Genomic DNA, 8,952 nt, shown 5'->3' with positions numbered 1-8,952 from the left:
AGCACCCTGCAATGTACTTTTAGGAATTAGAATAGCTAAAAAAAATCTGATATCATTAGAGCTAAGAATATCTTTGATACGAATATTGCGGCTGGTTGGAAAAATATGTATGCAACAGTGCACAAACAGTAGAGAGGTTTATACAAAGGGATATTTAACTTAACATCAAAAAGGCTGTAAAAACCGGAATTTATATGGCGTTGATACTTGTAACTGTGACTCAAAAGTGGTGATATTCTATATAAAAATGTAGTTCATCAATCCCGAATGATCACAGTTAAACCTGGCTTATTTTTTCAAAAAGTCCAGGATACTTCTCAACAAAGCCATTATTATCAACTGTTAGTATTGCCTTAAAATCAGAATCTATATTTTCATAAGAAAAGCTGAATGTATCCAGTTTTGTATATCGCTGTTTCACTCGTTTTATATGCCCCCGTAAAATATCTATATAAATAACATCAATGTTCCGTGGCCTATGTTCTTTAAACATTAGATTGTTTATAGGTAATGAATTTGTAAAAGGACTGAGGGAAATATCGATATAATTTACGTTTGTAAATTCAGGTTCAAGCATATTATTAATTTCCCAGGTATTATTCCTTTTTTTTCCTGTATAAGAAGTTATGGTGGAGTTTATTTCAGTAATTATTGTAAATTCATTAATAAACCAGCTATCGTTAATTAGCAAATGATAGGTGACCGCGAAAACTATGTCTTCCTGAATGCCAATAATTTTTGAATTAACCGTTAACGATCCGTCTTTTTTTTCGATTTTAAAATATTCAAGAGACTGATTGGCGAGTCCCTTCCAAAGAATTATTTCCATTGAGTAAATATTGCTTCATTATTTAAATATCACCTGATCCGGCATTACTAAGAGTTTTGCATTGAGAAGGTTTTTCCACCCCATTTGTTTAAGTTCTTCATTACTCCGCCAATTAGCGGCACCACTCATTTCCAGACCTATTGGATTTCCCTTAAGTCTGCTGAAAACCTCCTTTCGCCATTCGGTTAAATGAGAGACAATCTCCGCAACACTGTGCATACTATCTATAGGACGTTCAAAAGCGGTTTCATCATTAACTTTTAAAAGTTTCTTCTCAAAATTTTCGTCAATCCATAAAATTTGCATTCTCAACGTCTTTCAATTGTTGAATGAGATCCATGACCAAAATATTTCCCATTAGTTAGTATTAAGAAGTTTGACTTATAATTTTTCAGTTCCGACTTATAAGAATTCATACAATATCGTTTACAATAAGTTTTAAAATTCATTACCGTCTTTGCTTTCAGCAGTTTTCTATTAGGAAAAAAAGGAATTATCATTGGGCTCTTCCACTTCTGGAATACCGAATTTGAATTCACCTAGATTTATGCTTCATCTTTCGTATTCTTTACAAGGCCTATTCCGGCGAAAAAGAAGATCAGACCAATCACACCCACTACAGATAATGTAGTATATGCAGAACTTTTGTTGATCAATTCATAGCCGGTATAAATCATACCCACAATTCCAAGTATTGTAAGTATTGCTCCAAATGTGCGTTTTACGTTCATAATATTTTATTAAGTGGTTATGTTTTTATTTTACAAAAATCACACCGTTTCTTTTCATTATTTTTTCAAGCAGCGCTCAAATTGATTCCCCGCAGGACTGCATGATTTCCTATCTATTATTCAGTTAGAGCATTTCCACCGAAACTTATTTTTAATTAATTTAGCAAATACCTAAGCGTAAATACAACAGAAATAAATGTCAAATCCATCATTACAGAGCTTCGCTGATTTTATTGCCATACGATTTCCTCTATCACAAGAGGAAAAGGAGTATTTATTGTCCAAAGTGACTGTCCTGAATTTCTGTAAAGAGGATATCGTGATCAGCGCTGCATCAACGGCTCGTAATCTATTCTTCATTACAAAAGGAATTATACGAAGCTATTATCAAAAAGATATAAGGGAGATCAATACAGAGTTTTTTTTTGAACAGGATTTTATGACGGCTTTCACAAGCTTTCTTACTGATGAGCCAACAAAGCTCTGCTTCCAATGTCTGGAAGATTGCGAGGTTGTGTCTATTCCCAAAATACTTGTCCATAAGCTGTTGAATCAGGACAACAAATGGCAAATCCTGATCAATGATATATTAAAAAAAGAATATATAAAAAAATGCCGGCGTGAAAGTTCTTTTTTACTCTTTGACGCCAATGAGCGCTATCATTATTTCCTTGAACAATTCTCCGAATCTGAAAACAGAATACCGCTTTTTCATGTTGCATCTTATCTAGGTATCAGCCCCGAAACATTGAGCAGGATCAGGAGTAAAAAAATAAATCAGATTGATCTAAGTCAAGTAGATAAAATATAAATTTCAGCAATTTTGTCCGTACAACCAAAGCAATTCAACATGGACAAAAGAGTAAAATTTGATTTCGAAGTATTTTTTACCAATGGCGGAAGCCTTAAAGGTGAAGATTTCAGACTGGATATCACAGGTGATGATATCAGCGATAAGGAACTTGCAGACTATATTGTCAAAGACCTCCGGCTTCTGATGGCAGGAAAAGTGAATATTCTGGGCAAGGAAATTTTGAACGAGCCACATAAACGTGCCCCATTTCTTCCCAATTCTGGCGAAGAATTTTTGGTTGATCTCAGTCATACGATTGAAAATGGGCTGGTCACCTATAAAGGGCTTCCTGCGCCTATTATATGTGATTACCTTTCCAAAGAGGATTCCAAACAGTACTATGATGAAGGAACTGCATTTCAAATCGGAAAGATAGAAATGGTCACCAATACAGGGACGTATATTGATTGTCCTTTTCATCGTTTTGAAAATGGAAAGGATGTTTCCGAAATGGGCCTCAAATCCTTTGCAGAGCTGGAAGCCACCGTCATTAGAGTTCCATATACCGAAACATTGGAAATTACCGAGGAACATCTCCAAAACAGGGAAATCAGGAACAGGGCAGTATTAATCCATACAGGCTGGGCAGAACACTGGAATACAGAACACTATTATGATAATCATCCCTATCTGACGGAGACTGCAGCAGAATATCTTAAAAGCTGTGCTATAAAACTGGTCGGTATTGACTCCTACAACATTGATCGTACATCAGAAAGAACCCGCCCGGTACATTCTATCTTACTGGGCGCACAAATACTGATCGCTGAACATTTGTGCAATTTAGAGCAGTTGCCTGATGAGAATTTCACGTTTACAGCTGCACCTCCAAAATTCAAAGGTGTAGGAACATTCCCTGTCAGGGCCTTCGCTTCGATAAAAAAATCTGTGTGACAAGTCTTAAAATAAAATTGAATAACAGGAAAAGAATATGACAGAACGCTCATAGAAATAATCAGTCATGTATTTATCCTATTTTTCATGATGTATCTATTTTTTGAACATGGTAAAGAAATAGATATTAAGAAGAAACTGGCTGTAACCATATACCATGTCTTCTACAGGAATGGTTATCATCCTTACCCCGAGGAAATCAGCAGGATTATAAATAACTACCGGTGAGGGAATAACAGAACCTGTCAATATACCGTTAACAGCGAAAAATCCTGGCATTAGGATCAAATAAATAAGACTCGCCTGCCCAATCCATTGTTTTTTGGCTATAAAATGGAGGTAACAGAGTGTCAGAACAGTTACCAAAGCGGTTATTAAAGTATACATTTTATGGCAATAAAGAAGCCCCATTACACTTAAAAATATAACCGTTGTGAATACAATAATATTATTGAATGAATTAGCCCAGCTGAGATCAAAAAATTTATCCATACAATAATAGGTAAATACACAGGCAAATGGAATACAATAAAAAAACAGCCACTCCTCCAGTGGTAAGCCGGCTATTATAATCCCTAGCGTATATCTGGTATCAAACTTCCATACGCCCATCTTGGTAAACCAGATATCCCATCCTATGAATGGCAAGGCAACAACTGTACCGGACAATAAAAAAGTTCCAAAGAACCGATTGAACTGTACTCTCCTGTCAAAAGAAGCCAGAAAACAAATGATAACAGTGAAAAAATTGATTAATATGTAGGTGTAGGCCATTATTTTTTATTAAAATACATTTTAAAATATTTAACAGGAACCCACAAAAACCCGAAACATTCTCCCCTCTCTTTCTGTATATGTTTATGATGCTGCTTATGGGCACGCCGAATGGCAAGCAGGTATCGATTTCGGGTGTTTCTGAAGATTTTGGTTCTTTGGTGGATAAAAATATCATGAACAAAGAAATAAGCCATACCGTACAGGCTTATCCCAAGTCCTATAAAGAATAAGGAACTGAAATCCTGCCTGACACCGGCATAAAGCATGGCAATAGCAGGAGTCGCAAAAATGACAAAAAAAAGGTCATTCCTTTCCAGAGAACCATTATTACTGTGGTCATGATGATCACGGTGCAGCACCCATAAAAAACCATGCATGATATATTTGTGGATCAGCCACGTAGCTCCTTCCATCGAAATAAATACCAGCAAAACGATTAATAGATTCATGCTATTTATTCTTCTGATTAAAAAAATCTTCCAGAAACGTATACCGGAAATTAAATATATCCTCCAACTGCCTGCGTACAAATAAGGAATGTGCTATTGTTCCCAATATTCCAAGAGGCAATAGATAATCTACCGTATCTTTCATTAAAACTCCGTTAGCATTCGGAAAAAACTCATGCAGATGATTCCAATATTTGTAAGGACCTTCTTTTTGAAAATCGGTGAAGCTCTTTTGCGTCTCAACCTGTATGATTTTCGTTTTCCAGCGCATGGGAATTTTCAGTAAAGGAGATACGCGGTACTCTATCTCCATGCCTTCATAAATCGGCTGATCCGCCAATTCCGAAACCACTGTGAAATTCATATCCCCAGGGGTGATTTTTGATAAATTAAACGGTGAAGAAAAAAAATTCCATGCGGTTTCTATATCACAGTTTAATTGTTGTTCTCTATATAATTGATAAAGCATTTATTTGATCTTTTAAAGTTGGTAAGTTCTTAATGTTCATATTACATTACAGATAAGCAGACTTATACCGTATATAGCTTTTAAATGCAAGAAATATTTTCTGGGAATTGGGAATTCTGACTCTATTCGTGAGAATGTTCTGGGAGCTTGTCCTTTTTATTTTCTCAAATAATGAAAGATAATAGCGGTATGCCAGATAAACCCCAAACATTGAGCCGCCGGGTAACTTTTTTATTCCTGTTAAAGCTTCTTTAAACTCAGCTTCAATCTCTTCTTCAATTTTATATTTTACGGAATTATCGAAAACTGACATATTAATACCCGGAAAATACGTGCGCCCCAACATCTGATAGTCTTCTTTGAGATCCCTTAAAAAATTCACCTTCTGAAAAGCAGAGCCCAGCTTCATGGCAAAAGGTTTGAGTTCTTCAAACTTTTGTTTATTTCCCTCCGTAAATATATGCAGACACATTAGTCCCACCACTTCTGCAGATCCATAAATATATTCTCTGTATAATTCCGAATTATAATTGACTTTCTGAAGATCCATCTCCATACTGTGTAAAAACTGTTCAATGAGATTTTTGTCGATCCTGTAATTACGGACAGTTTCCTGAAAAGACTGCAAAATAGGATTAAGGGAAATACCTTCATCCAGGGCATTGCCAGTTTCTGTTTTTAACCTCAAAAGTAGTTTTTCCTTATCATAACCATGAAAACTATCAACAATTTCATCCGCAAGACGGACATAACCGTAAATGGAATAAATAGCTGATCTTATGGAAGGGCTGAGAGCCAATATTCCAAGAGAAAAACTGGTGCTGTATTTTTGAGTAGTACGTTTGCTCACATCGTAAGACAACTCATCAAATAATCTTTTCATTCTTTTTTACTTTAAGGTTATTCACTTCGGCGGCTGCAATTTTTCCTGAAATAATTGAAGGGGGAACTCCCGGACCGGGAACAGTTAACTGGCCGGTATAGAAAAGATTACGAATCTTAGTATTAATGATTTTTGGCTTTAGCACGGCAGTTTGTGATAAAGTATTGGCAAGACCATAAGCATTCCCCTGGTAAGCATTATAATCGGACATAAAGTCGCTTACACAATAACTTCTTTTATATTCTATTCTTGAAATGAGATTCTTTGCTCCGGTATGCTTTTCAATTCTAAGCAGCATTTCCACTAAGTATTTTTCACGCAGCTCTTCTTCATCATTGATTCCGGTAGCCAATGGCATCAGTAAAAATAAATTTTCGCAATTTTCCGGGGCCACTCCAGGATCTGTCTGCGATGGGCTACAACAATAAAACAAGGGGTTACGAGGCCATTTTTTGTTCTCATAAATACATTCTATATGATCATCAAGATCGTTTTCAAAAAACAAGGTATGATGTTTTAGATCAGGAACTTTACCTTTTATTCCCAAATAATAAATAAGACATGAAGGGGCAAATGTTCTGCTCTGCCAGTATTTTTTATTATAGTTCCTGAGATGTTTGGGAAGAAGGGTTTCTGTATGGTGATAATCGGAAGAGGCTATTACAGCATCAAATTCATATTCTTCATCATCAATGATCAATGAACGAGCTCTTGCTCCTTCAGTGTTTATTTTCTGAACCGTCTTATTAAAATGAAAAATAACTCCCTGATCTTCTGCAATTTTTTGCATAGCCAGAACGAGCTGATAAAAGCCCCCCATAGGATACCATGTGCCTAATGCATAGCCACCGTAATTCATCAGGCTATACATTGCAGGAATACTTTTGGGTGAAGCTCCTAGAAATATAACAGGAAATTCCATCAGGGCCCTGAGCCTGGGATCTGTAAAGTAACGGGCAACATAACTCCTGAAATTGGTAAGGAGATTAAGCTTTAGGGCACTGGCAGCTATTTTCGGTGAAACAAATTCTATCCAGCTGTGGCAAGGCTTATCTATAAATTGCTGCATTCCTATTTCGTATTTAAATTTTGCAGACTCCATAAACTTATCATATCTGTTGCCTGCTCCTTTCTCTACATTTTCAAATAATTGCCTGATGTCAATATTTTTTTGAGGGACACGCATCTTCTCATCCGGAAAAATCATTTCAAACTGGGGATCCAGTGAAACAAGTGTAAAGAAATCATTGGTTTTATAACCAAAATCCATGAAAAAATTTTCAATGATATCAGGCATCCAATACCAGCTTGGCCCCATATCGAAAACGTATCCCTGAGGAGTAGTAAACTGTCTTGCACGTCCACCGGGTCCGGAATGTTTTTCAAAAACGTGGACTTCATTTCCTGATTTAGCCGCATAGGCTGCTGCTGAAAGCCCGGAAAATCCAGAACCTATAACGGCTATTTTCTTTTTTGGTTTTTCTGTTTTCATGCCTTCTCTTTTTACCATTTCCTTTGCAATGATCCTCTATCAATAAATACCTTGTATTTTAATTTTTGTTCAAATGACTATAGGCAACATCCAAAAGTTCTTTCGAATCCAGATTCTTACAGTATATCGAATGATGGAAATGATTTAACTTGGAAAGCAGATCAATAAGCTTCATCTTTTCATTATACGTAAGATCACCTGTGACAATTTGTGATGCCTGACGGATCTTATCCATGCTGCCTCCCAATATTTCAAGCCCTTTATCAGTAATTTTAATAACTTTTATTCTTTTATCCGTATCAGAATCACTCTGCTCTGCCCAGCCCTGATGAATCAGGCGGTTTATAATCTGTATTCCGGCAGGTTTATCATGAACATTGATTTTTATCAGTTCCGTTTTTGACATCGCTCCAAAAGATTTCAGAGTAATCAGATAAATAAAATCTTCCTGGCTGGAAAACATTGAATCATGTATAGCAGCTCTGAAATATGATTTTGCATATCTGTTCATGTGCACAATTAAAGTGTTGATAACACTTTCGGCACTCCTGCCTCTGTTTTTACCTTCCCAGTCTGGTTCCACTTCATCATAATTTCTTTCAAAAGAAGCCGCAACCCATTCTTTGAAACCATTTATATCATTACTATGACCTGGACTATTTTTATTTTGGTTTTCAAACTGTTCCACCAATTCAATAACCTCTTTTATCAAAGTATAGTTCATAAGCATTAATTAGTATACAAATATACATAATTTATATTTAAAATGTATATTTATATACTAAATATGATATAATATTATTTTATTTGTTGAAGGGGTAATTGGCCAATAGAAGCTAAGACATCTGGTGAGACATCTATCCTGTTTGGTAATTGGCAAGTTGATACATCACAATTTCTGGCTAAGTGAAAACAATTTAGTTTTTTAGAATACAGCCATAGTAATTCATTAATTGATTTTTGATTGCCGATCAATTAAATCCGTATAAAATATTTTAGTCTACAAAAAGTGTCCGGAAAAATGCTTTAATAAAAGTATTACAAATTACTTTTTCACTGATATTGGTCTTATTCCTGGATAAACCTTGTCGAACCCATTATTTTATGAGAAAATATTAAAGTAAAAACTATGAAGAACTGTTAATTAGTTTTTGGCGCTTTATTTCTTCTTTTATATGCGCTGGGTAACAGTAAAAACCACATCAAAGTTTATTCGATTTTTAATACGATACTGTGTACGCAGATGAGAAGGATGGAAACCGAGCGCCCTGATGGGGCTGTCCCCTTTATACAGCAGATGAAGAACATTTCATATATGAAACGGCTATAATAAAACTGATAAAAGAAAGTCTGATCTACAGAAGACGAGTATTATACCAGTCAGAATACCGGGATTACAGGTACATCATTCCCCGTTATCTAAGGGATCGAGGGGAAAACAGAAACGCACATTATACGTGCAATTTCAAAATTCATCAATTATCTAATTACATCAAAGCACCAATCTAAATAGAAGTTGCCCGAGATTTTAAGTTGGATACCGTAATTAATTACAACTTGAAGATTACACAGCAA

11 protein-coding genes are annotated in these 8,952 nt (G+C 35.6%); 2 read left to right on the top strand and 9 right to left on the bottom strand.

Annotation, left to right across the window (positions count from 1 at the left end; all coding sequences use genetic code 11):
* Positions 1 to 277: 277 nt before the first annotated feature.
* The 3 genes from DRF60_RS20425 to DRF60_RS20415 form a co-directional block, all read right to left on the bottom strand.
* Positions 278 to 829, bottom strand: a complete 552-nt coding sequence (locus DRF60_RS20425; RefSeq protein WP_116015150.1) for a putative glycolipid-binding domain-containing protein — start codon at positions 827 to 829, stop codon at positions 278 to 280.
* An 18-nt stretch (positions 830 to 847) separates the two neighbouring features.
* The gene (locus DRF60_RS20420; RefSeq protein WP_116015147.1) at positions 848 to 1,135 is read right to left on the bottom strand and encodes a hypothetical protein; all 288 of its coding nucleotides are present in this window, start codon (positions 1,133 to 1,135) and stop codon (positions 848 to 850) included.
* Between the two features lie 239 nt (positions 1,136 to 1,374).
* A complete protein-coding gene (locus DRF60_RS20415) occupies positions 1,375 to 1,560 on the bottom strand; it encodes a hypothetical protein (protein WP_116015144.1) in 186 nt (61 codons plus the stop codon).
* 196 nt (positions 1,561 to 1,756) lie between these two features.
* Here DRF60_RS20415 and DRF60_RS20410 point away from each other — a divergent pair, with 196 nt between their 5' ends.
* Together DRF60_RS20410 and DRF60_RS20405 are read left to right on the top strand one after the other, a co-directional pair.
* Positions 1,757 to 2,371: a Crp/Fnr family transcriptional regulator gene (locus tag DRF60_RS20410; protein ID WP_116015141.1), complete on the top strand. Its 615-nt coding sequence runs from the start codon at positions 1,757 to 1,759 to the stop codon at positions 2,369 to 2,371.
* A 39-nt stretch (positions 2,372 to 2,410) separates the two neighbouring features.
* Positions 2,411 to 3,307 (top strand): cyclase family protein, encoded by an 897-nt coding sequence (locus DRF60_RS20405; protein WP_116015139.1) that lies wholly within the window; start codon positions 2,411 to 2,413, stop codon positions 3,305 to 3,307.
* Positions 3,308 to 3,403: 96 nt separating this feature from the next.
* On the opposite strand, the gene DRF60_RS20400 is transcribed toward DRF60_RS20405, so the two are convergent.
* The 6 genes from DRF60_RS20400 to DRF60_RS20375 all read right to left on the bottom strand — a co-directional run bounded on the left by DRF60_RS20400 (position 3,404) and on the right by DRF60_RS20375 (position 8,101).
* Positions 3,404 to 4,081, bottom strand: coding sequence for a lycopene cyclase domain-containing protein (locus tag DRF60_RS20400; RefSeq protein ID WP_238640266.1), 678 nt, complete (start codon positions 4,079 to 4,081; stop codon positions 3,404 to 3,406).
* Positions 4,081 to 4,533 carry a sterol desaturase family protein gene (locus tag DRF60_RS20395; RefSeq protein ID WP_116015133.1) on the bottom strand — a complete coding sequence of 151 codons (453 nt, stop codon included), beginning with the start codon at positions 4,531 to 4,533 and terminating at the stop codon, positions 4,081 to 4,083. The genes DRF60_RS20400 and DRF60_RS20395 overlap by 1 nt, the downstream gene beginning before the upstream one ends.
* A gap of 1 nt (position 4,534) precedes the next feature.
* Positions 4,535 to 4,897, bottom strand: coding sequence for an SRPBCC family protein (locus DRF60_RS20390; protein WP_317125833.1), 363 nt, complete (start codon positions 4,895 to 4,897; stop codon positions 4,535 to 4,537).
* Between the two features lie 151 nt (positions 4,898 to 5,048).
* Positions 5,049 to 5,885, bottom strand: a complete 837-nt coding sequence (locus DRF60_RS20385; protein WP_116015127.1) for a phytoene/squalene synthase family protein — start codon at positions 5,883 to 5,885, stop codon at positions 5,049 to 5,051.
* Positions 5,869 to 7,377 carry a phytoene desaturase family protein gene (locus DRF60_RS20380; protein WP_116015156.1) on the bottom strand — a complete coding sequence of 503 codons (1,509 nt, stop codon included), beginning with the start codon at positions 7,375 to 7,377 and terminating at the stop codon, positions 5,869 to 5,871. Before DRF60_RS20380 ends, DRF60_RS20385 begins: the two co-directional genes overlap by 17 nt.
* A gap of 58 nt (positions 7,378 to 7,435) precedes the next feature.
* A complete protein-coding gene (locus DRF60_RS20375) occupies positions 7,436 to 8,101 on the bottom strand; it encodes a MarR family winged helix-turn-helix transcriptional regulator (protein ID WP_116015153.1) in 666 nt (221 codons plus the stop codon).
* Positions 8,102 to 8,952 lie beyond the last annotated feature (851 nt).

The sequence above is a fragment of the Chryseobacterium elymi genome, assembly GCF_003385495.1.
Taxonomy (GTDB): Bacteria; Bacteroidota; Bacteroidia; order Flavobacteriales; family Weeksellaceae; genus Chryseobacterium; species Chryseobacterium elymi.
This window is presented reverse-complemented; position numbering and strand designations above follow the sequence as displayed.